At 67.2% G+C, this 25401-nt stretch carries 22 protein-coding genes; 12 read left to right on the top strand and 10 right to left on the bottom strand.

Annotated features, from left to right (window positions below; translation table 11 throughout):
- Positions 1 to 15: 15 nt before the first annotated feature.
- A complete protein-coding gene (locus J2X06_RS00270) occupies positions 16 to 1101 on the bottom strand; it encodes a LysR family transcriptional regulator (protein ID WP_310056740.1) in 1086 nt (361 codons plus the stop codon).
- A gap of 209 nt (positions 1102 to 1310) precedes the next feature.
- On the opposite strand from J2X06_RS00270, the gene J2X06_RS00265 reads away from it, so the two are divergent.
- The 6 genes from J2X06_RS00265 to folE all read left to right on the top strand — a co-directional run bounded on the left by J2X06_RS00265 (position 1311) and on the right by folE (position 9334).
- A complete protein-coding gene (locus tag J2X06_RS00265) occupies positions 1311 to 1580 on the top strand; it encodes a DUF2798 domain-containing protein (protein ID WP_310056738.1) in 270 nt (89 codons plus the stop codon).
- The gene (locus tag J2X06_RS00260) at positions 1577 to 2476 is read left to right on the top strand and encodes an SDR family NAD(P)-dependent oxidoreductase (RefSeq protein ID WP_310056735.1); all 900 of its coding nucleotides are present in this window, start codon (positions 1577 to 1579) and stop codon (positions 2474 to 2476) included. The genes J2X06_RS00265 and J2X06_RS00260 overlap by 4 nt, the downstream gene beginning before the upstream one ends.
- Positions 2473 to 3663, top strand: coding sequence for an efflux RND transporter periplasmic adaptor subunit (locus J2X06_RS00255; RefSeq protein ID WP_310056732.1), 1191 nt, complete (start codon positions 2473 to 2475; stop codon positions 3661 to 3663). The genes J2X06_RS00260 and J2X06_RS00255 overlap by 4 nt, the downstream gene beginning before the upstream one ends.
- Positions 3664 to 3851: 188 nt before the next feature.
- Complete coding sequence (locus J2X06_RS00250; RefSeq protein ID WP_310056730.1) at positions 3852 to 7019, top strand: efflux RND transporter permease subunit; 3168 nt, start codon at positions 3852 to 3854, stop codon at positions 7017 to 7019.
- Positions 7012 to 8550 carry an efflux transporter outer membrane subunit gene (locus J2X06_RS00245; RefSeq protein WP_310056728.1) on the top strand — a complete coding sequence of 513 codons (1539 nt, stop codon included), beginning with the start codon at positions 7012 to 7014 and terminating at the stop codon, positions 8548 to 8550. The genes J2X06_RS00250 and J2X06_RS00245 overlap by 8 nt, the downstream gene beginning before the upstream one ends.
- 193 nt (positions 8551 to 8743) lie before the next feature.
- Positions 8744 to 9334: a GTP cyclohydrolase I FolE gene (folE, locus tag J2X06_RS00240; RefSeq protein WP_310056727.1), complete on the top strand. Its 591-nt coding sequence runs from the start codon at positions 8744 to 8746 to the stop codon at positions 9332 to 9334.
- A 505-nt stretch (positions 9335 to 9839) separates the two neighbouring features.
- Here the strand turns inward: folE and J2X06_RS00235 are convergent.
- Both J2X06_RS00235 and gltB read right to left on the bottom strand, forming a co-directional pair.
- Entirely contained in the window at positions 9840 to 11339 is a 1500-nt protein-coding gene (locus J2X06_RS00235; protein WP_310061107.1) for an FAD-dependent oxidoreductase, read from the bottom strand.
- 163 nt (positions 11340 to 11502) lie between these two features.
- Positions 11503 to 15966, bottom strand: coding sequence for a glutamate synthase large subunit (gene gltB / locus J2X06_RS00230; RefSeq protein ID WP_310056726.1), 4464 nt, complete (start codon positions 15964 to 15966; stop codon positions 11503 to 11505).
- A 391-nt stretch (positions 15967 to 16357) separates the two neighbouring features.
- Between gltB and J2X06_RS00225 the strand changes: the two genes are divergently transcribed.
- The 3 genes from J2X06_RS00225 (at position 16358) to J2X06_RS00215 (ending at position 19063) form a co-directional block, all read left to right on the top strand.
- Complete coding sequence (locus tag J2X06_RS00225; protein ID WP_310056725.1) at positions 16358 to 17623, top strand: TCR/Tet family MFS transporter; 1266 nt, start codon at positions 16358 to 16360, stop codon at positions 17621 to 17623.
- 54 nt (positions 17624 to 17677) lie between these two features.
- Positions 17678 to 18751, top strand: coding sequence for a DNA topoisomerase IB (locus tag J2X06_RS00220; RefSeq protein WP_310056722.1), 1074 nt, complete (start codon positions 17678 to 17680; stop codon positions 18749 to 18751).
- A gap of 78 nt (positions 18752 to 18829) precedes the next feature.
- A complete protein-coding gene (locus J2X06_RS00215) occupies positions 18830 to 19063 on the top strand; it encodes a hypothetical protein (RefSeq protein WP_310056719.1) in 234 nt (77 codons plus the stop codon).
- Positions 19064 to 19097: 34 nt separating this feature from the next.
- Here the strand turns inward: J2X06_RS00215 and J2X06_RS00210 are convergent, their stop codons facing one another.
- From J2X06_RS00210 to J2X06_RS00195, 4 genes are read right to left on the bottom strand one after another with little or no spacing between them, the layout of a single operon-like run.
- Positions 19098 to 19535 carry a barstar family protein gene (locus tag J2X06_RS00210; RefSeq protein WP_310056716.1) on the bottom strand — a complete coding sequence of 146 codons (438 nt, stop codon included), beginning with the start codon at positions 19533 to 19535 and terminating at the stop codon, positions 19098 to 19100.
- Positions 19532 to 19999 carry a ribonuclease domain-containing protein gene (locus tag J2X06_RS00205; protein ID WP_310056713.1) on the bottom strand — a complete coding sequence of 156 codons (468 nt, stop codon included), beginning with the start codon at positions 19997 to 19999 and terminating at the stop codon, positions 19532 to 19534. Before J2X06_RS00205 ends, J2X06_RS00210 begins: the two co-directional genes overlap by 4 nt.
- Positions 20000 to 20029: 30 nt before the next feature.
- Positions 20030 to 20602 carry a GNAT family N-acetyltransferase gene (locus J2X06_RS00200; RefSeq protein WP_310056711.1) on the bottom strand — a complete coding sequence of 191 codons (573 nt, stop codon included), beginning with the start codon at positions 20600 to 20602 and terminating at the stop codon, positions 20030 to 20032.
- 30 nt (positions 20603 to 20632) lie between these two features.
- Positions 20633 to 20929: an I78 family peptidase inhibitor gene (locus J2X06_RS00195; RefSeq protein WP_310056708.1), complete on the bottom strand. Its 297-nt coding sequence runs from the start codon at positions 20927 to 20929 to the stop codon at positions 20633 to 20635.
- Positions 20930 to 21077: 148 nt separating this feature from the next.
- Here J2X06_RS00195 and J2X06_RS00190 point away from each other — a divergent pair, with 148 nt between their 5' ends.
- The 3 genes from J2X06_RS00190 to J2X06_RS00180 all read left to right on the top strand — a co-directional run bounded on the left by J2X06_RS00190 (position 21078) and on the right by J2X06_RS00180 (position 24077).
- Positions 21078 to 21716, top strand: a complete 639-nt coding sequence (locus tag J2X06_RS00190; protein ID WP_310056706.1) for a DUF938 domain-containing protein — start codon at positions 21078 to 21080, stop codon at positions 21714 to 21716.
- Positions 21717 to 21759: 43 nt separating this feature from the next.
- Positions 21760 to 21969, top strand: a complete 210-nt coding sequence (locus J2X06_RS00185; protein WP_310056704.1) for a hypothetical protein — start codon at positions 21760 to 21762, stop codon at positions 21967 to 21969.
- Positions 21970 to 22172: 203 nt separating this feature from the next.
- The gene (locus tag J2X06_RS00180) at positions 22173 to 24077 is read left to right on the top strand and encodes a M61 family metallopeptidase (protein ID WP_310056702.1); all 1905 of its coding nucleotides are present in this window, start codon (positions 22173 to 22175) and stop codon (positions 24075 to 24077) included.
- A 95-nt stretch (positions 24078 to 24172) separates the two neighbouring features.
- On the opposite strand, the gene J2X06_RS00175 is transcribed toward J2X06_RS00180, so the two are convergent.
- The 3 genes from J2X06_RS00175 to J2X06_RS00165 form a co-directional block, all read right to left on the bottom strand.
- The gene (locus J2X06_RS00175; RefSeq protein ID WP_310056700.1) at positions 24173 to 24553 is read right to left on the bottom strand and encodes a VOC family protein; all 381 of its coding nucleotides are present in this window, start codon (positions 24551 to 24553) and stop codon (positions 24173 to 24175) included.
- 69 nt (positions 24554 to 24622) lie between these two features.
- On the bottom strand, positions 24623 to 24970 hold the full coding sequence (locus J2X06_RS00170; protein WP_310056696.1) for a gamma-glutamylcyclotransferase family protein: 348 nt from the start codon (positions 24968 to 24970) through the stop codon (positions 24623 to 24625).
- 36 nt (positions 24971 to 25006) lie between these two features.
- Complete coding sequence (locus J2X06_RS00165; protein WP_310056694.1) at positions 25007 to 25393, bottom strand: VOC family protein; 387 nt, start codon at positions 25391 to 25393, stop codon at positions 25007 to 25009.
- Positions 25394 to 25401 lie beyond the last annotated feature (8 nt).

The raw sequence follows: 25401 nt of genomic DNA, 5'->3' as shown, positions 1-25401 counted from the left end.
GAATGAAGCACCGGCTTACACCAGCGCCGGATCGTCGCCGTCGACAGCTTCCTCGACGACCGGTTCAGCGGATTTCTTCGCTTTGGCCTTCGCGGCCGGCTGCTTGGCGACCTTGGCCATCTGGGCCTGGATCGCCTCGGCCGATGCGCGCCCGGCGGCCTCGTAGCGGGCGCGTATGTTCGGGCACAGCACCTGCATGTAGTCGGCGTCGAAGTTCAGGCGTTCGACCAGGAAGTCGACAAACGCGCGCACCTTCGGCGATTGCACGCGACCGCGCGGGAACACCGCGTTGAACTCGTACTCCGGGCCGATCCAGCCGGCCAGCACGCGCTGCACGTAACCCTGCTCGGCGTAGGCCTTCACGGTGACGTCAGCGGCCATCATCAGGCCTTCGCCGCACAGCAGCGCGCCGCTGAGCGGGGCCGGGTCGTTGGCCACCAGCACCGGATCGACGCGGTAATCGACACTGCGCGTGCCGTCGCTGAGCGGCCAGTAATACTGGCCGTTGCGACGGTACTTCGGCATCGCCAGCGTGCGGTGGTGCTGCAGGTCGTCCGGATGCAGCGGCTCGCCGTGGCGCGCGATGTAGTTGGGGCTGGCGTAGACCTGGGTGCGGAACGTGGCGAGCTTGCGCGCGATCAGATTGGAATCGGGCAGGTTGCCCACGCGCAGGGCGACGTCGAGTTCCTTGTCGATGATGTCCAGCGGCTCGTTGGTCAGCACCATTTCCACGCGCACCTCGGGGTGGCGTGCGTGGAACTCGCCCAGCAACGGCGCGATCCAGGTGTTGCCGAGCGAGTACGGCGCGGTAAAGCGGAGCCAGCCGCGCGGACCGCCCTGCAACTGGCTGACCGCGCTTTCAGCTTCATCCAGTTCGCGCGAGATGCGCTGGCAATGTTCGAAGTAGATGTTGCCGGCCTCGGTCAGGCCGAGCTTGCGCGTCGTGCGATGCAGCAGTTGCGCGCCCAGGCGCGTCTCCAGCTCCTGCACCTTGCGGCTGACGGTGGTCTTGGGCAGGCGCAGGGCGCGTGCCGCGGAGATGAAGCTGCCGTGCTCGACCACCTTGACGAAGACAAGGGTGTCGTTGAGATCGCGGGCCATGGTGGGGGGCTCCTGGCAGGGGAAATAGCGGCGGGGCGGTGCCGTCGGCGGCGGGACGATCCCGCAGGGCGACCCAATGGGCCGAAAGGCGGGAAAGGGTCGAGCCACAGATTGGACCGATTCCGGGACAATTATTCCCTCAATTGCCGGCTAATCAAGTGCCGGTCGCAGGACTAATCTTTGCCGCAACCTCCCCCGGTCCCGCAGTCATGTTGACCCCCCGCCAAGCCCGCTTCGCCTTCCTTCCGCTGATGCTGATCGCCATGACGGCCCTGATCGGGCTGTCGGCGGTGGTGTTCCGTCAAGGCCTTGATGCCGGTCCTGCCGAAGCCTGGATGCTGGCCTGGGTGCTCGCCTTCGTCATCGCGCTGCCGAGCGCCATGCTCGTGCTGCCGATCCTGAGCGGCATGCTCAAGCACGTCACGCTTTCCGAGACCGTCCCGCACGCGGGAGTAAACATCCCGGGAGCGGGACAATGAAATCCCCGCTGGTCGTCCTCGGCGCCACCGGCAGTATCGGTCGCGGTGTCGTGCAGGCGGCCGTCGATGCCGGCTGGCCGGTGATCGCGGTCGCCCGCGACTCCGCCGGGCTCAAGCGCCTGCAGGAGCGTCACGCCGACGCGCACCTGTCCGTGCTCGCCGCCTCGGTCGCCAGCGACGAGGACGGCGTGCGTCTGGCCGCGGCGCTGCGCAAGCTCGGCCGACCGCTGGGCGGTGTGGTCGCCTGCATTAGCGGCACCATGGAGCGCGGGCGCCTGCTCGATCACCCCGCCGTATTCCTGCAGCGCAAGTTCGGCGAGGACGTGCTTCCGCACCTGGCCGCTGCGCGCAGCCTGCTGCCGCTGCTGGCCGAAGCCAACCGCGGCGGCGGATACGTACTGATCGGCGGACCTGGCAGTGAGCACCCTTGGGCCGGCTACGGCCATCGATCCATTGGTGCGGCCGCGCTGAACATGCTGGCGCGGGTACTGCACGACGAGGCGCGGGCGCTGCCGGTGCGTGTGCAGCTGCTGGCGATCGACAGCCCGGTCTGCACCGAAGACAACATCGGTCATGCCTGCCCGCAATGGCCGAGCGCGCTGGCCGTGGGGCAGCGCGCGCTGGCGCTGATCGCCCAGCCGCGCGGCAAGGCCGAGGCGGTGGTGCATTTCAACCCGGCCGATGGCGATGTCGAATTCGGACCACTCGAATCGTCGGAATTCCAAGAGCCCCAGAGTCCAGACCCATTCAGTCCGGACCAATCCCATCCAGAAACGGATAGCGACCCCGCACTGCTGCCATCACGCTGTCTGCAGGACGCGCGCAACCTTCTGAAAAACCTGCTGTCGCCCCATCCGATCTCCCCCAATCGCAACCAGGAACCCTCGTCCCCATGACTCCCCCTAAAGCAAAGGTCCGATCCGGAACCGGGATTCCCCTCCTCGCGCTTACCGCGGGGCTGCTGGCCGTGCTTGTCATCGCCGGTTGCTCCAGTCAGGCCGAGCCCAATGCCGCACCGCCGCCGCCGGAAGTCAGCGTCGCCCAGGTGCTCAACAAGTCCGTGAGCGAGTGGGATGAGTTCACCGGCCGCGTCAGCGCGGTCGAAACCGTCGACCTGCGCCCGCGCGTGAGCGGCTACGTCGAACGCGTGGCCTTCCAGGAAGGCCAGGAAGTGAAGAAGGGCGACCTGTTGTTCGTGATCGACCAGCGCCGCTACCAGGCGCAACTCGCCCAGGCCCAGGCCGAACTCGAGCGCGCCCGTGCCGAATCGCGCCTGGCCAAGGCCCAGGACGAGCGTGCGCAGACCCTGGTCGAAGCCAAGGCGATCTCGCGCGAGGAGTTCGAGACCCGTCGCGCCGCCACCACGTCGGGCAACGCCGCCGTCCGGGCAGCCGAGGCCGCCGTCGCCAACGCCCAGCTCGATCTGCAGTTCACCCAGGTGCGCGCCCCGATCGACGGCCGCGCCGGTCGCGCGCTGGTTACCGAGGGCAACCTCGCCCAGGCCGACGCCACGCTGCTGACCACGGTCGTCTCGCAGGACCCGGTGTACATCTACTTCGAAAGCGACGAGCAGAGCTTCCTGCGTTACCAGGAACTGGCCCGCAAGGGCGAACGCGCCGAATCGAAGAATCCGGTCCGCGTCGGCCTGGCCAACGAGCAGGGCTATCCGCACGAAGGCGTCGTCGACTTCGTCGACAACCAGGTCGACTCCAAGACCGGCACGATCCGCGCCCGCGCGGTGCTGCGCAACCCGGATCGCGTGTTCACGCCGGGCCTGTTCGCCCGCGTGCAGCTCGAAGGCAGCAGCCAGTTCAAGGCCATGCTGATCGACGACAAGGCCGTGCTCACCGACCAGGACCGCAAGTACGTCTACGTGCTCGGCCCGAAGAACGCCGCCACCCGCAAGGATGTCGTGCTCGGCCGCATGGTCGATGGTCTGCGCGTGGTCAGCTCGGGCCTGGCGCCGACCGACAAGGTCATCGTGCACGGCGTGCAGAAGGTGTTCTTCCCGGGCATGCCCGTGTCGCCCAAGACGATCGCGATGGGCGCCCCGGCACCGGGCCCGCAGGTCGCCATGAAGTAACCGCCTGGCTCCCTCCCTTTCGCGAAGCGAAGGGGAGGACCGGGGAGGGGTGATTTGCGCCTGTCGCTCACCCTTTTCCAACCTGCCCCTGCGCTGCGCGCAAGGGCAGGAGTCAAAAGCACCAAGCCCCTGCGCCTTATGGCGCAGGCATGGAGTCATGCGGCCGCGCGCCGTACGAGGAACCCCTCATGGATTTTTCAAAATTCTTCATCGACAGGCCGATCTTCGCCGCGGTGCTCTCGATCGTGATCTTCGCCGCCGGCCTGATCTCGATCCCGATGCTGCCGATCAGCGAGTACCCGGAAGTCGTGCCGCCCTCGGTGGTGGTGACCGCCGTGTACCCCGGCGCCAATCCCAAGGTGATCGCCGAAACCGTGGCCACACCACTGGAAGAGGCGATCAACGGCGTCGAGAACATGATGTACATCAAGTCGGTCGCCGGCTCCGATGGCGTGCTCGTCGTCACCGTGACCTTCCGCCCCGGCACCGACGCCGACGACGCGGCGGTGCGCGTGCAGAACCGCGTCGCCCAGGCGCTGGCGCGCCTGCCTGAAGACGTGCGACGGCAGGGCGTGACCACGCAGAAGCAGTCACCGACCTTCCTGATGGTCGTGCACCTGACCTCGCCCAACGGCAAGTACGACACGCTGTACCTGCGCAACTACGCGCGACTGCACGTGAAGGACGCGCTGGCGCGACTGCCCGGCGTGGGCGATGCGCAGATCTTCGGCGGTGGCGACTACGCCATGCGCGCCTGGCTGGACCCGGACAAGATCGCCTCGCGCGGCCTGACCGCCGGCGACGTGGTGCGGGCGATGCGCGAGCAGAACGTGCAGGTTTCGGCCGGGCAGCTCGGCGCCGAGCCGATGCCCAACAGCGACTTTTTGACCCTGATCAACGCCCAGGGCCGCCTGCGCACCGAGAAGGAGTTCGGCGACATCGTGCTCAAGAGCGGCGAAGACGGCGAGCTCGTGCGCCTGTCCGACGTCGCCCGCGTGGAACTGGGCGCTGGCGACTACACGCTGCGCTCGCAGCTCGACGGCAAGAACGCGGTCGGCATCGGCATCTTCCAGGCTCCCGGCGCCAACGCGCTGGAGATCCGCGATTCCGTGGTCGAGCAGATGGACGAGATGTCCAAGCGCTTCCCGGAAGGCATCAAGTACGAGTCGGTCTACGACACGACCATCTTCGTGCGCGATTCGATCAAGGCGGTGGTGACCACGCTGCTGGAAGCGGTGCTGCTGGTCGTGCTGGTGGTGATCCTGTTCCTGCAGACCTGGCGCGCCTCCATCATCCCGTTGATCGCCGTGCCCGTGTCCATCGTCGGTACCTTCGCGGCGCTTTACCTGCTCGGCTTCTCGATCAACACGCTGACCTTGTTCGGCCTGGTGCTGGCCATCGGCATCGTGGTCGACGACGCGATCGTGGTCGTGGAGAACGTCGAGCGCAACATCGAGGAAGGCCTGACGCCGCTGGAGGCGGCGCACCAGGCGATGAAGGAAGTGTCCGGCCCGATCATCGCCATCGCGCTGGTGCTGTGCGCGGTGTTCGTGCCGATGGCGTTCCTGTCGGGCGTGACCGGCGCGTTCTACAAGCAGTTCGCGGTGACCATCGCCATCTCCACGGTGATCTCGGCGATCAACTCGCTGACGCTGTCGCCGGCATTGGCCGCGCGCCTGCTCAAGGCCCACGGCGAGCCCAAGGATGCACCGTCGCGCCTGATCGACCGCCTGTTCGGCTGGCTGTTCCGTCCGTTCAACCGCTTCTTCAAGACCGGCTCCGAGAAGTACCAGGGCGCGGTGTCGCGCACGCTGGGCCGTCGTGGCGTGGTGTTCGCGGTCTATGCGGTGCTGCTGCTCGCCACCGGTGTGATGTTCAAGGCGGTGCCGGCCGGCTTCATCCCGACTCAGGACAAGATGTACCTGATCGCCGGCGTGAAGTTGCCCGAGGGCTCCTCGATCGCGCGTACCGACGCGCTGTTGAGCAAGGTCACCGAGATCGCGATGAACACCGAGGGCGTGGCGCATTCCATCGCCTTCCCGGGACTGAATGCGCTGCAGTTCACCAACACGCCCAACACCGGCGTGGCGTTCATCCCGCTCAAGCCTTTCAGTGAGCGTTCGCGCAGTGCCGAGGAGATCAACGCCGAGATCAACCAGAAGATCGCCGGCCTGCAGGAAGGCTTCACCTTCTCGTTCATGCCGCCTCCGATCCTGGGCCTGGGCAACGGCAACGGCTACCAGATGTTCATCGAGGACCGTGGCAACCTCGGCTACGGTGCGTTGCAGAACGCGGTGCAGTCGTTCCAGGGTGCCGTGGCGCAGACGCCGGGCATGGGCTTCCCGATCAGCAGCTACCAGGCCAACGTGCCGCAGCTCGACGCCGAAGTCGATCGCGTCAAGGCCAAGGCGCAGGGCGTGCCGCTGACGGAGTTGTTCGACACGCTGCAGACCTATCTGGGTTCGGCCTACGTCAACGACTTCAACCAGTTCGGACGCACCTGGCAGGTGATCGCACAGGCGGACGGTTCCTTCCGCGACAGCGTCGAGGACATCGCCAACCTGCGCACCCGCAACGACCGCGGCGAGATGGTGCCGATCGGCTCGATGGTGAAGATCCACCAGACCTACGGCCCCGATCCGGTGCTGCGCTACAACGGCTATCCGGCGGCCGACCTGGCCGGCGAAGCCGATCCGCGCATGCTGTCCTCGGCGCAGGCCATGGACACGCTGACGCAGATGGCGACCAAGGTCCTGCCCAACGGCATGAGCATCGAATGGACCGACCTGAGCTACCAGCAGGCAACGCAGGGCAAGGCCGCACTGATCGTGTTCCCGCTGGCGGTGCTGCTGGCGTTCCTGGTGCTGGCCGCGTTGTACGAAAGCTGGACGCTGCCGCTGGCGGTGATCCTGATCGTGCCGATGACGCTGCTGTCCGCGCTGTTCGGCGTGTGGCTGACCGGTGGTGACAACAATGTGTTCGTGCAGGTCGGCCTGGTGGTGCTGATGGGCCTGGCGTGCAAGAACGCGATCCTGATCGTCGAGTTCGCACGCGAGCTGGAAATGCAGGGCAAGAGCATCGTCGAAGCCGCCCTGGAAGCGTGCCGCCTGCGACTGCGTCCGATCGTCATGACCTCGATCGCCTTCATCGCCGGCACCGTGCCGCTGGTGATCGGCCATGGCGCCGGCGCCGAGGTGCGTTCGGTCACTGGCATCACTGTGTTCGCCGGCATGCTCGGCGTGACCCTGTTCGGCCTGTTCCTCACCCCGGTGTTCTACGTAGCCCTGCGCAAGCTGGTGCACAAGACGCCGAAGTGGGCGGGCGAACACAGCTCCATGGAGAAGACCCATGCTTGATATCCGACCGCACGCGATGACCCTGCTGAAGGTCTCGCTGCTCACTGTCGCGTTGGCGGCCTGCACCGTCGGTCCGGACTATGTCCGGCCGACGATGGCGACGCCGGAGAAGTTCGCCCGGGATGAAGTTCCCGCCGTGGCGACCTCGTCGGATGCGACGAACGGAGTCGCTCCGACGGATGCCGACGTCGCCGGTGCGACCGGCGGCGACGCGAGCACTGCGCCGTCGCCCGAGGCCAGCGCCGAATTCTGGCGCAGCTTCAACGACCCGATGCTGACGCGCCTGGTCGACGAATCGCTGTTGGCCAACCATGACCTGCGCATCGCGCTGGCCCACTACGACCGCGCCAACGCATTGCTGCGCGGCGCCAAGTTCGACCGTTACCCGACGGTGACGGCCAGCGCGATCGCCAGCGACTCGCGCGCCAGCGCCGACCAGGCCCCTGGTCTCGACCGCGATGCGCGCGACGCCGAGAGCTACGGCGTGCAGGCGAACCTGAGCTGGGAGCTGGACCTGTTCGGTCGCGTGCGTCGCGGCATCGAAGCGCAGAGCGCCGAGACCTGGGCCACCGCTTCCGATCTGGACGCCTTGCAGGTTGCCATCGTCGGCGAAGTGGCGCGCAGCTACGTCGAATTGCGCGGCCTGCAGGAGCGCCTGCGCGTGGCCCACGGCAATGCCGACAACCAGAACGAGACCCTGCGCCTGGTGCAGGCGCGCTTCGATGCCGGTCGCGGTACCGAGTTCGACACTTCGCGTGCCCGGGCCCAATTGGAGACGACGCTGTCGCGCGTACCGGCGCTGGAGGCGCAGGTCGCGGTGACCATGCATCGTCTCGCCGTGCTGGTCGGACAAACCCCGGATGCATTGATCGCCGATCTCACCCCGCAGCAGCCATTGCCGGCATTGCCGGCCCGACTCGATGCGGGAACGCCGGGCGACCTGCTGCGTCGTCGTCCCGACGTCGCCGCCGCCGAGCAGCGGCTGCACGCCGCCACGGCCCGCATCGGTGTGGCCACTGCCGACCTGTTCCCGCGCTTCACGCTGGGTGGCCTGATCGGTTCGCAGGCGGTCGACAGCAGCGCGCTGTTCGAGCGCGACAGCGAGACGCGCCTGGTCGCGCTGGGCATCGACTGGTCGTTCCTCGACGTCGGCCGGGTGCGCGCGCGCATTGCCGCCACCGATGCCGACGCCACCGGCGAGCTGGCGCGCTACCAGCAGACGGTACTGCTGGCGCTGGAAGAAACCGAGAACGCGCTGGTGCGTTATGCCCGCGCCCGTGTCGAGGACCAGCACCTGGAGCAGGCGGCCATCGACAGCTCGCGTGCCGCCCAGCTGGCGCGGATCCGCTACGAGGCCGGCGCCGCCGATCTGCTGGAGGTGCTCGACGCCGAGCGCAACCAGTTGCAGGCGCAGGAAGCCTTCGCCGACGGCCGCACCCGCAGCGTCACCGGCGCGGTCGCGCTCTACAAGGCGTTGGCCGGCGGCTGGCCGACGCGCGTGCCGGTCCGCGAGGAGGTCGCGCGCGGCTGATCGAGTTTTGCGGTGGGCCGGCGGTGGGCAAGTTTCCCCCTCCCTCGTCTTGCGTGCCCCGGCCCGCCCACCTTTCCGCCCCGCGCCTCGGAATCCCCCACCCAGGCGCGGTTTCAGGCCGCCCCGTGCGGCCTATTTTTTTCAGCAAACCGACGTGGGGTGTAGGATGCCGATCCCCCAAGGAGCCGCTGCCATGGCCGACCAAGACAAGCCATCCCGTGAACAGGCCGAAGCGGCCGTCCGCACCCTGCTGAACTGGGCGGGAGATGATCCGGGTCGTGAGGGACTGCTGGACACGCCCAAGCGCGTCGTCGATGCCTTCGGCGACTGGTTCAGCGGCTACAGCGACGACCCCACCGAATACCTCAAGCGCACCTTCGAGGAAGTCGAGGGCTACGACGAGATGATCGTGCTGCGCGACATCGAGTTCGAGAGCCACTGCGAGCACCACATGGCCCCGATCATCGGCAAGGCGCACGTCGGCTACCTGCCGGACGGAAAGGTGGTCGGCATCAGCAAGCTCGCCCGCGTGGTCGAAACCTATGCGCGGCGCCTGCAGGTGCAGGAGAAGTTGACGGCGCAGATCGCCCAGGTGATCCAGGACGTGCTGCAGCCGCGCGGCGTCGGCGTGGTGATCGAGGCCTCGCACGAGTGCATGACCACGCGCGGGGTGCACAAGCGCGGCGTCAGCATGATCACGTCGAAGATGCTGGGCAGCTTCCGCGAGGATGCGCGTACGCGGGCGGAGTTCCTGCAGTTCATCGATGTGGGTCCGGGGCGGTAAAGCTCAGAATCGAGCCTCCAGGCCCGTTCATGCTTCGACTTCGACTTCGACTTCGACTTCGACTTCGACTTCGCTGCGCTACGCTCAGGACGCACGGTGTAAGGACACGGCAGATCCCCGTTCGTCCTGAGCGTAGGCGCGGAGCGCCGAAGTCGAAGGATGCGCGGCCCAGCGATCAGCAATCTGAATTCGCCACCCGCGAGGAAGCACTGGCTGCCGAGAGGCAGATCTAGGGCTGGAGCCGGGCGAAGAAGCTGGCATTGATCGCGGGCGACTGGAACGGAATCAGTCGTCTTGCGCGGGGTAAGCACAAGCAGGAGCGTTGAGTCTGCGCGCCCGCTCATCCTTCGACTTCGCTGCGCTACGCTCAGGACGAACGGCGGGAAAGTCGTACCGACTTCCCTGTGCTTCAACGCCATCCAAGACGGACGGTGGAAGGTGTCGTTACTACACCGTTCGCCGAAGTCGAAGGATGAGCGGGCCGACCAAGGCTCCGAAGACCGCCTCACCCCAGCAGCATCCGCACGATCCCCGCCGCCGCCTCGCGCCCCTCATACGCCGCCGTCACCACCAGATCGGCACCGCGCACGCTGTCGCCACCGGCAAACACGCGGGCATTGGTGGTCTGGTACGGCAGCCGCCCGGCCGTATTTGACGCCCGCCGCGTAGTGCAGCCCTGCGTCTGCATGACATGGATGCGCCCGTTGTCCTCCAGTTCCACCCCATGCGCCGACAGCCATGCCGGCGGATCGGGCTGGAAGCCGAACGCAATGATCACCACGTCCGCCGCCAGCACCGATTCACTGCCGGGGACAATTTCGGCACGCTGACGACCGCGCACATCCGGTTCACCCAGCCGCGTCTCGGCCACGCGCACGCCGTTCACCGTTTCCTCGCCCAGCAACGCCAATGGCTGCCGGTTGAACAGGAACTGCACGCCTTCCTCGCGCGCATTGGCAACTTCGCGGGCCGAACCCGGCATGTTCGCCTCGTCGCGACGATAGGCGCAGGTGACGCGCGCCGCGCCTAGCCGCACCGCGCTGCGCACGCAATCCATCCCGGTATCGCCGCCGCCGAGCACGACCACGCGCCTGCCGCGCAGGTCAGGCAGCGCGATGTGGTCCTCCCATCCGGCGATCGGCTTGGCTTGGGCCTCGTCATCGCCGTGCACCAGGCGACCGTTCTGCACCAGGAACGGCAGCGCCGGCAGCACGTTGCGCAGGTCCTGGCCCGGCAGGCCGCCGTCGGTGTAGCGGTAGCTGCCCAGGCCAAGGAACACGGCGTCGTGGTCGGCCAGCAACGCATCCAGGCCAATGTCGCGGCCGATCTCGACGCCAAGGCGGAACTGCACACCCATGCCCTCGAGCACGTCACGACGCTGCGCCATCACCGACTTTTCCAGTTTGAAGCTCGGGATGCCGAAGTGCAGCAGCCCGCCGATCTGTTCATAGCGGTCGAACACCACGGCCTGGATGCCGGCGCGCGCAAGGCGGTCCGCGCACGACAGACCGGCCGGACCCGCGCCGATCACCGCCACGCGTTTGCCGGTCGCGACCACGCGCGACAGGTCCGGGCGCCAGCCCTCGTCCAGCGCGCGATCGACGATGTACTTCTCGACCGCACCGATGGTGACTGCGCCGAAGCCGTCGTTGAGTGTGCAGCTGCCTTCGCACAGGCGGTCCTGCGGGCACACGCGACCACACACCTCTGGCAGCGGATTGGTCTCGTGCGCCAGCGCGGCCGCTTCGTGGATGCGGCCCTCGCGCGCCAATTCGAGCCAGCGCGGGATGTAGTTGTGCAGCGGACACTTCCACGAGCAGTAGGGATTGCCGCAGTCGAGGCAACGCCCCGCCTGGTGCTTGGCATCGGCCTCGCCGAAGCGGCCGTAGAGCTCGCCCCAATCGCCCCCTTGGCGCAACTCCAGCGGGATCCGCGTCGGCATCTGCCGCGGCGTCTCGCGAAAGGCGAACACGGGCCGGCTTCCATTGAACTTGTTGCTGACCATTTTGCTCACGCGGCCCTCCGCTGGATCTTGCGCTGGCGTGTCCGGCGGAAAGCCCCCTTGGTAAGGGGGCGCCCCGAAGGGGCAGGGATCGGATGCACGTAGCGGGGCCCGGAATTTGCGAAGCAGATTTTGGGTTGTTCTGTGCGAAGCACGGAAAAAACGCTCACGCGGCCCTCCGCAGGTTTTCGGCCAGCGACTCCAGGCTCGCCGCCTTCGGCTTGACCAGCCAGAACTTGCCCATGAAGTCGCGCATCTCGTCGAGGATGCGCCGTGCCCAGACGCTGCCGGTAAGAGCGGCATGCGTTTCCAGCAGGTCGCGCAGGTGCGAGCGATGGTTCTCGAAGCCGTCGGCGGCGATGCGCAGGATGTCGATCAGCTCGTGGTTATAGCGATCGACGAAGTCGCGGTCGATATCCAGCACGTAGGCCACGCCGCCGGTGAAACCCGCACCGAAATTCAGACCGGTACGGCCCAGCACCGCCACCACGCCACCGGTCATGTACTCGCAGCAGTGATCGCCGGCGCCTTCCACCACGGCGATGGCGCCGGAGTTGCGCACGGCGAATCGTTCGCCGGCGCGGCCCGCGGCGTACAGCTCGCCGCCGGTGGCGCCGTACAAACAGGTGTTGCCGACTATGGGCGTCTCGTTGGCGACGTAACGCGCGCCCTGCGGCGGGCGGATCACGATGCGGCCGCCGGCCATGCCCTTGCCGACGTAGTCGTTGGCCTCGCCATGCAGTTCGTGATGCAGGCCGCCGGCGTTGAACGCGCCGAAGCTCTGGCCGGCTGTGCCGTCCAGACGCAGCGTGATCGGCGCATCGCTCATGCCGCGGTCGCCGTGCAGGCGAGCCACCAGTCCGGATAGGCCTGCGCCGATGCTGCGGTCGGTGTTGCGGATGGCGTAGCGGTAGTCGCCGCCGCGCTTGTGGATGATGGCGTCGGACAGCTCGCGGTCCAGTTGCGACGCCAGGCCCGAAGGGGCGGCGACCAGCGCCGGCGTGCCACAGCCGGGGGATTTGTTGTGTCCGGCACCCGCCAGCAACGGCGCCAGATCGAGCCCCTCCTGCCACCCGCCGTCGCCATCGAGCTGCACCAGCAGATCGGTGCGCCCGACCAGTTCGCCAAGCGTGCGCACGCCCAGCTGCGCCAGCCAATGCCGCACCTCCTGCGCCAGCAGCCGGAAAAAGTTCTCCACACGCTCGGGCAGGCCGGTGAAGTGATCGCGGCGCAGCCCCTCGTCCTGGGTGGCCACGCCGGTCGCGCAATTGTTCAGGTGGCAGATGCGCAGGTACTTGCAGCCCAGCGCGATCATCGGCGCGGTGCCGAAGCCGAAGCTTTCCGCGCCCAGCAGCGCCGCCTTGATCACGTCCAGGCCACTCTTGAGGCCGCCATCGGCTTGCAGGATCACGCGATCGCGCAGGTCGTTGGCGAGCAGCGCCTGGCGCGCTTCCGACAATCCCAGTTCCCACGGCGTACCGGCATAGCGGATCGACGACAGCGGACTGGCGCCGGTGCCGCCGTCGTGGCCGGAGATCGTGACCAGGTCCGCGCCGGCCTTGGCCACGCCGGTCGCGATGGTGCCCACGCCGGCGTGCGAAACCAGCTTCACCGACACCAGCGCCTGCGGATTGACCTGCTTGAGGTCGAAGATCAGCTGCGCCAGGTCCTCGATCGAATAGATGTCGTGATGCGGCGGCGGCGAGATCAGGCCGATGCCGGGCATCGCGTAACGCAGCCGCGCGATCAGATCGTTGACCTTGTGTCCGGGCAACTGTCCGCCTTCGCCGGGTTTGGCGCCCTGCGCGATCTTGATCTGCAGCACCTCGGCGTTGACCAGGTATTCGGGCGTGACACCGAACCGGCCCGAGGCGATCTGCTTGATCTTCGACACCTTGTCGGTGCCGTAGCGCGCCGGATCCTCGCCGCCCTCGCCGGAGTTGCTGCGCCCGCCGAGCCGGTTCATCGCGATCGCCAGCGCCTCGTGCGCCTCCGGCGACAGTGCGCCCAGGCTCATCGCGGCCGAGTCGAAGCGGCGCACGATCGATTCGACCGGCTCCACTTCATCCAGCGGGATTGCACTGGCCTTCGACGTGTCCAGTCCGAGCAGGTCGCGCAACGCCGCCGTGGGCCGCTCGTTCACCGCCTGCGCGTAATGCTGCCAGTCGTTCCAGTCGCCGCTGCCGACCGCGCGCTGCAGCCGCACCACCACGTCGGGGTTGAACAGGTGGTACTCGCCGCCTGGCGTGTACTTCAGCAGGCCGCCGATCTCCGGCAGCGTGCAGGCATCCCAGGCCTGCGACGACAACGTCGTCGCATCGGCATGCAGCGCATCGAACCCGGCGCCGCCGATGCGCGAGGGCGTGCCGGCAAAACACAGCTCCACCACGTCGCGGTCGAGCCCGACGATCTCGAACAGCTGCGCGCCGCGGTAGCTGCCGATGGTGCTGATGCCCATCTTGGAGATGATCTTCAGCAGGCCCTTCTTGATGCCGCGCCGGTAACTGCGGCCGATCTGCGCGACCTCGCCATGCTTGGTCTTGAGAATGCCGCGCACGCCCAGGTCGTGCAGCGTCTGGTAGGCCAGGTACGGGTACACCGCGGTCGCGCCGAAACCGATCAGGCAGGCGAAGTGGTGTGGGTCGCGCGCGGTGCCGGTCTCGACGATCAGGTTGACCTCGCAGCGCAGGCCGGTGCGCGACAGGTGCTGGTGCACCGCGCCAGTGGCAAGCAGGGCGTGCACCATCAGGCGGTCGCACTCGGGATAACGATCGCTCAGCAACAGCAGCACGACGCCATCGCGTGCGGCGGCTTCAGCTTCGGCGCAGATCCGCTCGATCGCCGCCTTCAGGCCTTCCTCCGGCGTGTAATGCAGGTGGATCAGCCGGTTGGATGTATCGAACGGCTCTGTCGCCAGCAACTGGCGCAGCTTGCGCTGAGCCAGCACCGGCGAGTTCAGGTGCACGTGGCGGACGTTGTCGGGCCCATCGACGAAGACGTTGCCCTCGCGGCCCAACTGCACCGCCAGCGACATCACGCAGTCCTCGCGCAGCGGATCGATCGGCGGATTGGTGACCTGGGCGAAAGCCTGACGGAAGCAGTCGTAGAGCGGCCGCACCTGCTGGCTCAGCACCGCCATCGGCACATCGTCGCCCATCGAGCCGATGCCTTCCTGTTCGGTCTCGGCGAGCGGGCGCAACACCTGTTCGCGCTCCTCGCGGGTCAGCTGGAACAGTTTCTGGAAGGCAGCCAGCGTCTCCGGTGAAAAAGGTTCCGCGGCAAGGTTGGGATCGATCAGCTCGCTGTGCAGGTAGGTCATGCCCTGCTTGAGCCAGCGCTTGTACGGCGCACGCGCTCGGTTGATGCGGTCGATCGCGTCGCTGTCGAGCAGTTCGCCGGAGTACAGGTCGGCGGCGATCATCTCGCCCGGGCCGAGCTTGCCCTTGGCCTCGATCTCGGTGGCGGGAAGCTCCCACACGCCGGCTTCGGAGGCGATCAGGAAATGCCGGTCGCGCGTGCGCAGCCAGCGCGCCGGTCGCAAGCCGTTGCGGTCGAGCGTGCAGGCGGCGTAGCGGCCGTCGACGGTGACGATGCCGGCCGGGCCGTCCCAGGGCTCGGTGTTGAGCGCGTAGTACTCGTAGAACGCGGCGAGGTCGGCGTCCTTGTACTCGAGCGACTGAGTGGCTGGGGGGATCAGGATGCGCATCGCCTTGAGCAGGTCCATGCCGCCGGCCTGCAGCAGCTCGAGCATGTTGTCGAGCGATTGCGAATCCGAGCCGTCGGTGGCGATGACCGGATCGAACTCACGCAGGTCGAGGCTGGGCGTGCGCCAGACGTGTGCGCGGGCCTGCGCCCAGGCGCGGTTGCCGGCGATGGTGTTGATCTCGCCGTTGTGGGCGAGCAGGCGGAACGGCTGCGCCAATGGCCAGCGCGGCGTGGTGTTGGTCGAGAAGCGCTGATGGAACACCACCGCGCTGCTGTGCAGGTCGTCGCGGCGCAGGTCGGGATACAGCTGCGCCAGCCGTTCGGGCAGCACCATGCCCTTGTAGCCGATGCTCGCCGCCGACAGGCTGACCACGTAGAAGTCCGTGACGTGGCGCAGACGCTGCTCGGCGCGACGACGGGCCAGGAACAGCGATCGCTGGAAGGTCGCCGCATCGAAGGCGAAGCGCGGCACGACGAAGACCTGTTCGATGCGGGGCATCGTGCGTCGAGCCAGCTCGCCGCAGGCCTCCGCGTCCACCGGCACCGTGCGCCAGCCGGCCACGGCGATGCGCTCTTCGGCCAGCGCTTCCGCCGTGGTCTGGCGAGCGTGCGCGGCTTGTTCCTCATCGTGCGGCAGGAACACCAGGCCGGCGGCGTAGTGCGCGCCCAGGGGGATACCGGCTTCGTTCGCGAGCGTGCGCAGGAAGGTGTCGGGGTGACGGATCAGCAGGCCGCAACCGTCGCCACTGAGCCCGTCGGCCGCGATGCCGCCGCGATGGGTCATGCGCGACAAGGCGTCGATCGCGCGATCCACCAGTGCACGGCTGGCACGATCGTCGAGCTGTGCGATCAGGCCGAAGCCGCAGGCATCGCGCTCGTCGCGGGGGTCGTAAAGACCGATGGTGGGGCGGTGCTGCTGATCCATCGCTACTCCAGACAAGAGACCGTGGACAACGAAACCTGGCGCCTGCACGTGGGCCGAAAGACGGCGTCGGGCTACCGCGGTTCGCTTGCGCGGTCCGGCCTGTCTTCCACCCTCGTGTGGTTCGAATAAACCATAATTTGTGCGCTGCGGCAAATCGGCAAATAGTTGAAATTGAAACTGTTTTTGCCGGAGAGCTGCCGCTCTCCCGCTTGGGGCTGAGGGGGCAGCCAAGGCCCTTTCCTCAATCGCACGCGAGAGGACGGCGGCAGGCGGATGAGCGATGGCCTCTCGCATGCGCAGTCGAGAACCCGGCAGCGCCAATGGACTCCGCCCGGAGCCACATGAACCATCACGCTAAACTGCGCACCTTGTTTCATCCGGCTGCGACTACGTGACTGCCTCTCCCGCCACCAATGGCGCGCGCCGCGCCGCGCTCGTCTTCATCTTCATCACCGTGCTGATCGACGTGCTGTCGTTCGGCCTGATCATTCCGGTGCTGCCGCACCTGATCGAACAGTTCGTCGGTGGCGACACCGCACATGCCGCGTACTGGGTCGGCGCGTTCGGCTTCGTGTTCGCCGCGATCCAGTTCGTGACCGCACCGATCCAGGGTGCGCTGTCGGACCGGTTCGGCCGTCGCCCCGTGATCCTGCTGTCCTGCCTGGGCCTGGGCCTGGATTTCGTGTTCATGGCGCTGGCGCCGTCGCTGGCATGGCTGATGGTCGGCCGCATCATTTCGGCGATCACCTCCGCCAGCTTCACCACCGCCAACGCCTACGTCGCCGACGTCACGCCGCCCGACCAGCGCGCCAAGAGCTTCGGCATGATCGGCGCCGCGTTCGGCGTCGGCTTCATCATCGGTCCGCTGATCGGCGGCCAGCTCGGCAGCATCGACCTGCGCCTCCCGTTCTGGTTCGCGGCCGGGCTGGCGCTGTTGAACTTCCTGTATGGCTGGTTCGTGCTGCCCGAGTCGCTCTCGCACGACAAGCGCTCGCCGAAGTTCGACTGGTCGCATGCCAACCCGCTGGGATCGCTGGCGCTGCTCAAGCGCTATCCGCAGGTGTTCGGCCTGGCGGCGGTGGTGTTCCTGGCCAACCTGGCGCACTACGTCTATCCGAGCATCTTCGTGCTGTTCGCCGACTACCAGTACCGCTGGGGCCCGCGCGAGGTCAGCTACGTGCTGGCCGTGGTCGGCGTGTGCAACGTCATCGTCAACGTGGGCCTGGTGGGCCGCGCCGCGCGCCGCTTCGGCGAGCGCCGCACGCTGCTGTTCGGACTGTCCTGCGGCATGGCCGGATTCATCATCTACGGCATGGCCGACGTGGGTTGGATGTTCCTGCTGGGACTGCCGATCAGCGCACTGTGGGCGATGGCGGCGCCGTCGACGCAGTCGCTGATCACGCGACAGGTCGGCGCCGACGTACAGGGCCGCATCCAGGGCGCGCTGATGAGCCTGGTCAGCCTGGCGGGGGTGATCGGACCGGTGCTGTTCGCCGGCAGCTTCGGTTACTTCGTCGACGATCGCTCGCCGGTACACGTCCCCGGCGCGCCGTGGTTCATTGCGGCCACGCTGCTGGGCTGCGCGGTGATGATCGCCTGGCGCTTCGCCCGCGCGCCCGCGCCGCAGTCCGCCGTGGCCAACGCGCAGACGTCCTGACCTGCACCGACGATGTTGTCGCCGCATTGACGTGGCCGCCGCGATGCTGGCGCGATGCCGACATCGCGCAAGCCCCACGGCAAACCGGCATCGTCATCCGCCGAGGGCGAGCGGTCCGCCGCCGACGCCGGCCTGGTGTACGTCAATGACCTGGAACCCGGCATACGGCGCCGCCGCGCCGGGCGCGGCTTCCGTTACCTCGACAGCCAGGGCAAACCGGTCCGCGATGCGGCGACGCTGGACCGCATCCGCGCGCTGGCGGTGCCGCCGGCCTACACCGACGTGTGGATCTGTCCATCGCCGCGCGGCCACCTGCAGGCGACCGGTCGCGACGCGCGTGGCCGCAAGCAGTATCGCTATCACCGGCAATGGCAGCAGGTGCGCGGCGTCGGCAAGTTCGACCGCGTCGTTGCGTTCGCCGCGGCGCTGCCGCACCTGCGCCGGACGGTGCGGGGGCATCTGACCATGCCGGGGTTTCCGCGAGAAAAGGTCCTGGCCATCGTCGTGGCTGTGATGGCCGAGACTTTGTTGCGCGTGGGCAACGACGAGTACACGCGCAGCAACCGTTCCTACGGGCTGACCACGCTGCGCAATCGCCACGTGGAGTTCCTGCGCGGCGGACGTGCGCGCTTTCGCTTCTTCGGCAAGGGCGGCCAGGAGCACGATGTCGTGCTCGACGACCGCCGCCTGGCACGCCTGCTGCGTCGCTGCCAGCAGTTGCCCGGGCAGGCATTGTTTCAATACGTGGATGAGGAAGGCCAGTCGCAGCCGGTCGACTCCGGACAGGTCAATGACTACCTGCGCGATGCGATGGGTGAGGCGTTCACCGCGAAGGACATCCGCACGTGGGGCGGCACGCTGGCGGCGTTCCAATGCCTGGCGGCGATGCCGCGGCCCGACGATGCGAGCGAACGCGTGCTCGTCCAGCTTGAGAACGACGTGGTGCGCCAAGTCGCGAGCTGGCTTGGCAACACGCCTGCGGTATGTCGCAAGGCCTACATCGACCCGGATGTGTTTCGCGGTTGGCGCGAAGGCCGCCTTCAGCGTGGGGCTGCCGGCAACGCCAGAGGGCCACGACAATGGGAGCGCGCAGCGCTGGCGTTCCTGCGCCGCATGCACCGTTCGTGAGCGGGGCGGAACGACGACTTCACGGGGCCTGACCGGGCCTGGAGCGAGACTTGCAACGTTCCAAGCCGGAGACAAGCCATGGCCCGCTGCGACGTGTGCGGTAACGAGTACGACAAGGCCTTCACGGTGAAGACGCCGCATGCCAGCGGTACCTTCGATTCCTTCGAATGCGCCATCCACGCGCTGGCGCCGACCTGCGCGCACTGCAAGTGCAAGATCATCGGCCACGGCGCCGAGCACAATGGCGTCTTCTATTGTTGCGCGCACTGCGCCAAGCAATCGGGCGTGAAGGGGATCGACGACCGCATCTGACGCGATGCGGTGGATCGGAAGGCGGTCGCTGCGATCAGCCTTCGAATGCCGCCAGCTGCTCGGCCGGAAACGGCAGCAGTGCCCAGAACGCGGTGCCGTCCTCCGCGCGGCGGAAGGCGGCCTCGTTGAGGATGTCGAGCAGCATGTCGAAGTCCTCGCCGTTCGCCGCGCGCCAGTCGTAGGCATGCTCGACCAGCAGCAGGTAGCCCTCGGCCGGGCGCCACGACAGGTCGCCCAACGCATCAGCCAGCGCGTCCCAGTTGCCGCCGAACCAGGTCGGAAAACCTCCGGCCTCCGCAAAGCGCTTCATCAGTTCGGCCTTGTCCGGGCAATCGGCCAGGTCGACGCGCAGTACCGCATAGTCGAGCGCGCTTCCGGCCTCGGCCATCGCCTCGGTGTCGCGCGCATCGATGAAGTAGGCGCCGCTGTGTTCGGGATCGGCCAGCACGCTGCGAAGCTCGGTGGTGTTCATCGTGCCGTCCCTGCGTTGGCGACTTCGAAGCGGCGGAAGCTGCGGTAGTGGTCGTCGCTGTACCAGTACTCCACCGGTGGATCGCCACCGGTGATGATGCGGCGGGCGCCGCGATCGTCCGACCCCGGCGTCACCACCGTGTACTCGCGGTAATAGCCGCCAGGACGTGGCGGCAAGCGCCGTTCGCGGTTCTGGAACACGCCGCCGTCCTGTCGATGGGCGAAGGGGCCGCCGGCGGCGATGCGGTCGAGCACGTCGTGCGCCTCGACCGGCAGGAAATCGGGGTAGCGCGCGGCGGAGTCGAGCGCGGGAGCACGTGCTGCCTGGGTATCTACCACCTCGGCGACCTGGGTGGCCGGCGTCGGGGCAGGCACCGGCACGTCCGAGTTGCCCAGGCGCTTGGACCACAGCCACAGGCCAAGCAGGACGATGATCGCGATCAGCCCAAGATGGCGGCGGCGCATGGCGGCGATTCCGGAGTCCGGGCGTCCAGTCTAGGCCGGGCGGCGACCGCGCGACCAATGCGGTGAAGGCGGCACCGGCGACAGTTCATATTGCTCCTCGACCACGTCGCGGCCCCACAGGTGTCCGGGGTTCTCGGCGATCTTGCGGAAGCCGGCGGCGCGGTACAGGTGCGCCGCGGCATTGAGGCCGCTGACCGTCCAAAGCACGATTGAGTGATAGCCCTGGGCGTGGCTGAAGGCGATCGCCTGATCCATCAGGTGCCGGCCGAGCCCGGCGCCACGTTCGCTGGGATCGACCAGGAACCAGCGCAGCTGCGAGACGTCCGGGCTGGCCGCCACGATCGCGATGCAGCCGACCAGGCGGTCGCCGCGTTCGGCCAGCCAGATGCGCTCGTGCACCGAGTCGTTGCGGGCGAACTGCGCCAGCGGACTGGCGACGTACGCCTCGAAGGTGTGGTCATAGCCGCATTCGCGGGAATACAGCAGGCCGTGCAGTTGCACGACCCGCCCGATATCGCCGGGGCGCAGCGATGTGCGCAGGTGGATATCGCCCAGGTCGCGCGCCGGAGCGTGAGGTCTCCCGCCTGGAGCCGGATCATTCATGCCGCGTGCCTCAGCGAAGCGTTGGCGCCATCAACCGCAGCGCAAACCGGTGATCGCGCCGCGGTCGTTGACGTCCACGTTCACGCGATCGGGGCGGAAATCCATCGTGGCCGGCTGGCCCGGCCGCAGCACGCGCGCATCGCGACTGCCGGTGTCGTGCAGGATGCGGTTGACCACGCCGTCGTTGACCCCTTGGCCGATCGCCCAACGCGCACCCTCGGCATTGCATCCGCCCGTGGGAGGCTGCGCGCCCGTAGCCGGCGGCGTCGACGCGCAACCGGCCAGGGACAGGGCGATGACGGTCAGCGCAAGACGGGTACGGAACATGGCAGGTCTCCTGATGGCATGGCCGCACGGTGCTCCGGCAACCGTGTGCGGCGCGTAAACGGTCGCCGCGGAGCATAACGACATCGGCACGCCCGGCCCGTGACAATGGCCGAAATCCGAACCACGCCGCTCATGAAGCGCGCCGCCCATGTCGACCCGTCCCTACGCCCCTGCTTGCGACCGCAACCGCGATCCGATCCTCGCCGTGCTGCGAAGGCATTTCGCCGACCGCCGGCACGTGCTGGAAGTCGGCAGCGGCACCGGCCAGCACGCGGTGTACTTCGCCGCGGCGATGCCGTGGCTGCGCTGGCAATGCAGCGATCGCGACGACGCCCTGCCTGGCATCCAGGGCTGGCTGGACGAGGCCGCGCTGCCCAACACGCCTCCTCCAGTGTCGCTGGATGTAGCGTCCGGTCCGTGGCCGCGCGCTGTCACGTCCGATGGTCGTTTCGATGCGATGTTCAGCGCCAATACGCTGCACATCATGGGCTGGCCGGAGGTCGAGCGTTTCTTCGCCGGTCTCGATGGCGTGCTGTCCGCCGAAGCGGTGGCAGTGGTGTACGGGCCGTTCAACTACGGTGGCCAATACACCAGCGAAAGCAACCGCGAGTTCGACGGCTGGTTGAAGGCGCGCGACCCGCGCTCGGGCATCCGCGATGTCGAGCAGGTCGATGCGCTTGCGCGCCGGGCCGGCCTACGCCTGATCGAGGACGTGGCGATGCCGGCCAACAACCGCTGCCTGGTATGGCGGCGTGGCGCCGACGCGGCGTTGACGCGGCAGGACTAGAGTCGCCGCAGCGGCGCTCCCGCCGCACGGCAGGAGCAGTCGCATGGCACACAAGGTCATCTTCAACCTGCCCAAGCGCGAACTGGGCCGCGAGGACATCGAGTTCGTCGTCGAGCAGGACGGCAAGCGCTTTGGCACGCTGCTCGTATCCAAGGGCGCGATTGAATGGCGACCCACCAACAAGGTCTATCGGCGCAAGCTTAGCTGGACGAAGTTCGATCAGTTGATGCGGACGATTGGACGACCGGTCTGAGAGCTTTTCGTTGGGGACGGTCTAGACGCCGCAAACGGAACAAGATTCGCGAAACATACGGGCCAGTCGGAAGTCGACCGGCTTTGCGTAACCGGGCGACGTGCCAGGCGTCACGCCGACCGTGCCGAATGGCAGGGGTGTCCGCAGGCTGCAGCCCCGAGGATGCAGGGCTCGCGATTGTCCGTATCCAGGGGTGTTGATCCATGCATCGTCCGTTGTCCGGCGCGCCGCGCCTGAGCGCGCTCGCCGTAGCGTTATTGCTGCCGTTGTCCGCCGTCCATGCCCAGACCGCACCGCCGCAGGACGTGGCCTATCCCGGCACGTTGGCGCTGACCGTCGACGCCACCGACCTCGCCCACCGCGTCTTCCACGCCACCCAGTCCATCCCCGTGGTAGTCGGGCCGCTGACCTTGCTGTATCCGCAGTGGATCCCCGGCAATCACTCGCCCAGCGGCCCGATCAACCGCGTCGCCGGCCTGAAGATAACCGGCAACGGCCAGCGCATCGCTTGGCGTCGCGATCCGCTCGACGTGTACGCCTTCAAGCTGGTGGTGCCCGAAGGCGTGAGCACGCTGGAAGTCAGCTTCGACGTGCTGACGCCGACCGCCGGCGAGCAGGGCCGCATCACCATGACCCAGGACATGCTCAACCTGCAGTGGAACCAGGTCGCGCTGTACCCAGCCGGTCATTACGCGCGACGCGTGCAGATCGAGCCGACGCTGAAGCTGCCGAGCGGATGGCAGGCCGGCACCGCGCTGGAAGTCGCCGCACGCGAGGGCGACACGCTGCACTACAAGCCGGTGCCGTTCGACACGCTGCTCGACTCGCCGGTGTATGCCGGCCGCTACTTCAAGCAGATCGACCTCGATCCCGGCGCCAAGGTGCCGGTGCGCCTGAACATCGTCGCCGACGATCCGAAGTACCTGGAGGCCAAGCCGGAGCAACTCGAAGCACATCGCAAGCTGGTCGACCAGGCGTACAAGCTCTATGGCGCGCGTCACTACGACCACTACGACTTCCTGTTCTCGCTGTCGGACCAGATGGGCGGCAACGGCCTGGAGCACCACCGCTCCAGCGAAAATGGCGTCGGCCCCGAATACTTCACCGACTGGAAGGCCAACGCGCCCGACCGCGACCTGCTGCCGCACGAGTTCACCCACTCCTGGAACGGCAAGTACCGCCGTCCGGCCGATCTGACCACGCCCAACTTCAACGTGGCCATGAGCGACACGCTGCTGTGGGTGTACGAAGGCCAGACGCAGTACTGGGGCTTCGTGCTGGCCGCGCGCTCGGGCCTGTGGTCTGCCGAGCAGGCGCGCGATGCGATGGCGCTGGTGGCGGCGACCTACAGCAACGACCGCCCCGGCTTCGCCTGGCGCAATGTGCAGGACACCACGCTCGACCCGATCATCAACTCGCGCCGACCGCAGCCGTACCGCAGCTGGCAGCTCAGCGAGGACTACTACAGCGCGGGCCAGCTGATCTGGCTGGCAGTGGACGGAAAGCTGCGCGAGTTGACCGGCGAGAAACACTCGCTCGATGACTTCGCCAAGGCCTTCTTCGGCGTCAACGATGGCGACTGGTTAGTCAACACATACGACTTCGATACCGTCGTGCGCACGCTCGACGGCGTGGCGAAGTACGACTGGGCGACCTTCCTGCGCGAGCGCGTCGACGCCAACGCCGCGCCGCTCGACGGCCTGGCTGCCAGCGGCTGGAAGCTGACCTACACCGACAAGCCCAGCGACTACCACAAGTCCATCGAAGGCGACCGCAAGATGGTCGACTACGGCGCCTCGCTCGGCATGGTCGTGTCCAACAAGGACGCTTCAGTGGGCACCGTGCGCTGGGACGGTCCGGCGTTCAACGCCGGCATCGTGCCGGGCAGTACGCTGTTGGCCGTCAACGGCTACGCGTTCGAGAACGAGCGCCTCAAGGACGCCATCACCGCCAACAAGGACGGCCAGCATCCGATCGAACTGGTGGTGAAGCACGGTGAGGTGGTGAAGACCGTGCGCCTGGATTACCGCGACGGGCTGAAGTATCCGCGCCTGGAGCGGATTGCCGGCACGCCGGATCGGCTGTCGAGGATCTTTGCGCCGAAGTGACTGTGTGCCGAAGCGCCCTGACACGGAGCGCACCCGGGTGTTGCCGAAGGCCGCACCCGGGTTACGTCAGGGCCATCTTGCCGTGCGCGCACGGCTCAGGACCAAAGAGTCGCATTCTTGGGAAAGCCGGGACGCTGGACACGAACCACACAGAAGCGTTGCCCCGTGGGCGCCTGCATCACCACCCAACGCTCCAGGCGATTGACTACTTGGGCGCCCAGCTTTTCAAGGCGCGCCACTTCGGCGGGAATGTCGTCGGTTTCGATATCGATGTGAACCCGGCTCTCATGGTCGACGCGTTGAATTTGAACGACAGGTTCGTCCAAAGGCGTTTCCAGCATGCGGTAGTTGCCACGAGTGCCGGGGTGATCGGGATCTACCGCGCGGCCCAAAGCCTCAGACCAGAAGCTGGCAGCCTCGTCGACGTCGGATGTGTTGCAGTCGATCAGCAATGCACAGAGTCGGGAGTAATGCATGACTTCTCTCTCCGTTGAGGCCGCTGCTTGCGGCCTGGTGTCGAGCTGCGAAGTGGTGGCGGCCTGACGTCAGCTGCCGCGCGACGGCGAGCCTCTGAGTTGGTAAATGTAGGCGTCCACCGTGGTGCCATCCCGTCGCTTCGCCGACGTCAGGACACGCTCATAGCCGTCTCCCTCGAACTCATCGAGGCGGGCCCAGTGCTTGTCCAGGCTCTCCGACGTAAAGAGAAGGCCTTGGACCTCATCGCTGCATGCATCCAGGACGATGCCAGGATAGCCAACCGCCGCACCCCAGCCCTCCTGAAGCAGCTTTCCAGTGACCGTTGCGGGTTCCCACGCACCCGGGATAGCGGCCAGAACATGCTCGTTCGGCCGACCAGGGGCGAGTGTTCCGTAGACGAACAGCCGATATGTCATCTGACGCCTGTAATTCGGCTTCGCCGTGAAGTGTTGTCAGGCCGAAAGCGCGCTAACCATGACGTAATACCCGTCAGGGTCGCGCAGTGCGAACTCCATGGTGCCTGTATTTGGGTTCACGTGGGGCTCCTCTTCCAGCGTTGAAACCAGAGCGCGTGCTCGAGGCAGCGCCTCTGCGAAATCATCAACGCGGAAGAACAGCAGTAATCCGTTTCCAGGTTGTGCGCGGTCGGGGCTGGCCAAAGGTGGATGCTCGTGAGCGCCCCACTTGTGCAGGCAAAGCAGGACCGTTCCATCCGAATCAAGGATTTGCCCGAAGTAATCGTGGGCGGGACGTGTCGCCGGTTGACCGAACAGCGACTGATACCACCCAAAGCTGCGAGCAACGTCGGCGACACCGATGATTGTCCAGGTGCGTTTCATGGTTTATT

This window comes from Lysobacter niastensis (genome assembly GCF_031457115.1).
Taxonomy (GTDB): domain Bacteria; phylum Pseudomonadota; class Gammaproteobacteria; order Xanthomonadales; family Xanthomonadaceae; genus Lysobacter_J; species Lysobacter_J niastensis_A.
This window is presented reverse-complemented; position numbering and strand designations above follow the sequence as displayed.

Excerpts from the sequence above, each read along its gene's own strand:
- J2X06_RS00270 (WP_310056740.1), bottom strand. The coding sequence starts at position 1,101 with ATGGCCCGCGATCTCAACGACACCCTTGTCTTCGTCAAGGTGGTCGAG.
- J2X06_RS00265 (WP_310056738.1), top strand. The coding sequence starts at position 1,311 with ATGTTGACCCCCCGCCAAGCCCGCTTCGCCTTCCTTCCGCTGATGCTG.
- J2X06_RS00260 (WP_310056735.1), top strand. The coding sequence starts at position 1,577 with ATGAAATCCCCGCTGGTCGTCCTCGGCGCCACCGGCAGTATCGGTCGC.
- J2X06_RS00255 (WP_310056732.1), top strand. The coding sequence starts at position 2,473 with ATGACTCCCCCTAAAGCAAAGGTCCGATCCGGAACCGGGATTCCCCTC.
- J2X06_RS00250 (WP_310056730.1), top strand. The coding sequence starts at position 3,852 with ATGGATTTTTCAAAATTCTTCATCGACAGGCCGATCTTCGCCGCGGTG.
- J2X06_RS00245 (WP_310056728.1), top strand. The coding sequence starts at position 7,012 with ATGCTTGATATCCGACCGCACGCGATGACCCTGCTGAAGGTCTCGCTG.
- folE (WP_310056727.1), top strand. The coding sequence starts at position 8,744 with ATGGCCGACCAAGACAAGCCATCCCGTGAACAGGCCGAAGCGGCCGTC.
- J2X06_RS00235 (WP_310061107.1), bottom strand. The coding sequence starts at position 11,339 with ATGGTCAGCAACAAGTTCAATGGAAGCCGGCCCGTGTTCGCCTTTCGC.
- gltB (WP_310056726.1), bottom strand. The coding sequence starts at position 15,966 with ATGGATCAGCAGCACCGCCCCACCATCGGTCTTTACGACCCCCGCGAC.
- J2X06_RS00220 (WP_310056722.1), top strand. The coding sequence starts at position 17,678 with ATGCCGACATCGCGCAAGCCCCACGGCAAACCGGCATCGTCATCCGCC.
- J2X06_RS00215 (WP_310056719.1), top strand. The coding sequence starts at position 18,830 with ATGGCCCGCTGCGACGTGTGCGGTAACGAGTACGACAAGGCCTTCACG.
- J2X06_RS00210 (WP_310056716.1), bottom strand. The coding sequence starts at position 19,535 with ATGAACACCACCGAGCTTCGCAGCGTGCTGGCCGATCCCGAACACAGC.
- J2X06_RS00205 (WP_310056713.1), bottom strand. The coding sequence starts at position 19,999 with ATGCGCCGCCGCCATCTTGGGCTGATCGCGATCATCGTCCTGCTTGGC.
- J2X06_RS00200 (WP_310056711.1), bottom strand. The coding sequence starts at position 20,602 with ATGAATGATCCGGCTCCAGGCGGGAGACCTCACGCTCCGGCGCGCGAC.
- J2X06_RS00195 (WP_310056708.1), bottom strand. The coding sequence starts at position 20,929 with ATGTTCCGTACCCGTCTTGCGCTGACCGTCATCGCCCTGTCCCTGGCC.
- J2X06_RS00190 (WP_310056706.1), top strand. The coding sequence starts at position 21,078 with ATGTCGACCCGTCCCTACGCCCCTGCTTGCGACCGCAACCGCGATCCG.
- J2X06_RS00185 (WP_310056704.1), top strand. The coding sequence starts at position 21,760 with ATGGCACACAAGGTCATCTTCAACCTGCCCAAGCGCGAACTGGGCCGC.
- J2X06_RS00180 (WP_310056702.1), top strand. The coding sequence starts at position 22,173 with ATGCATCGTCCGTTGTCCGGCGCGCCGCGCCTGAGCGCGCTCGCCGTA.
- J2X06_RS00175 (WP_310056700.1), bottom strand. The coding sequence starts at position 24,553 with ATGCATTACTCCCGACTCTGTGCATTGCTGATCGACTGCAACACATCC.
- J2X06_RS00170 (WP_310056696.1), bottom strand. The coding sequence starts at position 24,970 with ATGACATATCGGCTGTTCGTCTACGGAACACTCGCCCCTGGTCGGCCG.
- J2X06_RS00165 (WP_310056694.1), bottom strand. The coding sequence starts at position 25,393 with ATGAAACGCACCTGGACAATCATCGGTGTCGCCGACGTTGCTCGCAGC.